Raw genomic sequence first — 1,103 nt, 5'->3', positions numbered from 1 at the left:
TCTGGTAAGCCCTCAGGTAAGCCTTTCGTTTCTCGGTCTTTGCGTAAGCCTTCTGTTTCTCGGACCGTGTACAAATCTTATCATGAGAGGTGGTCAGAGATTCACCATTGTGATTATTGGGCAATGGATTAAAAATTTCACAAGGATGGTAATGAATGTCAACAGCTGATGGGCTTCGGGAGGTTGATTGCCCTAATCCTAAAATAGACTTGATTGAAAAACGTTCATTATCAGGAATATATCTGGGGGGATGATTATTCTGTGATTTTATTCTGACAGGTAAGTCAAGTGGTTGATCTTCTTTAGTATGGCTATCGACGATGACTATCGACCTTTTGTCAAACCCGGGATCAGCAAATGGATTGTTAAAAAGCACCGTTGGCTGCTGAAAGTTGTATTTAGTAGTTTCATAAGTACGCATAGCACATTGAATATTCATTGCTTCCACAACTTCACGGAAGAAGGCCTGACATGATGTTGCAGATTCAGAAGAAGTAGAAGTAGAATCTTGAAAATAAGAACAGCGATCAGAAGCTACATTTAAATTTGCAGAGTAGGTAGGTATATTCATTGAATTATTGAATTATTGAATTTAAGCCTATGACAACTCTTTTTTATAAAAGTTCCTTCCTAACACGGCCAACTCAATATTTATTGATATATCCCACAACAAGCTTGATTAAACTGTCGCCTGCTGATGAGGCACAGCAGGTTTTATCATTTGCCTATCCGGAGGATAGCGACCAGTGTCTTCTTATTCTTCGATTGCTGACTACTAAGTCAATTTAAAAAGCGGGCAGGAGGGGAGAAATAGAGGCTGATTCAGGCTCATTATTTCTTGCTTTATTCGATTCACATACAAAGGAGGCAGCTTGCTTACCAGCAATTTTTGTTTGTTCTTGATCACTACCGGTATTCTTTAAAGTTTCATTGTAAGCCTTACGATAAGCCTTCTCTTTCGCGGACTGTGCCCGGGCTTTATGGGAAGCCTTCTGTTTCTCGGACTGCTCGTAAGCCGCCCGGGTAGCCTTCCCTTTCTTGGACTCACGGTAAGCCTTGCGGGCAGCCTTCCCCTTCTCGGACTGAAGGTAAGCCTTGCGGGC

2 protein-coding genes are annotated in these 1,103 nt (G+C 41.9%); both read right to left on the bottom strand.

Annotation, left to right across the window (positions count from 1 at the left end; all coding sequences use genetic code 11):
- On the bottom strand, positions 1 to 571 hold a 571-nt coding region (locus KDK15_RS12220; protein WP_257295638.1), incomplete at its 3' end, for a hypothetical protein.
- Positions 572 to 785: 214 nt separating this feature from the next.
- Positions 786 to 1,103 (bottom strand): hypothetical protein (locus KDK15_RS12215; RefSeq protein WP_257295637.1); only part of this gene is annotated, 318 nt, incomplete at its 5' end.

The organism is Endozoicomonas sp. YOMI1 (assembly GCF_024606345.1).
In the GTDB taxonomy this organism is placed as follows: Bacteria; Pseudomonadota; Gammaproteobacteria; order Pseudomonadales; family Endozoicomonadaceae; genus Endozoicomonas.
The sequence above is the reverse complement of the archived record's forward strand: the minus strand, read 5'-3'. Positions and strand labels throughout refer to the sequence as shown.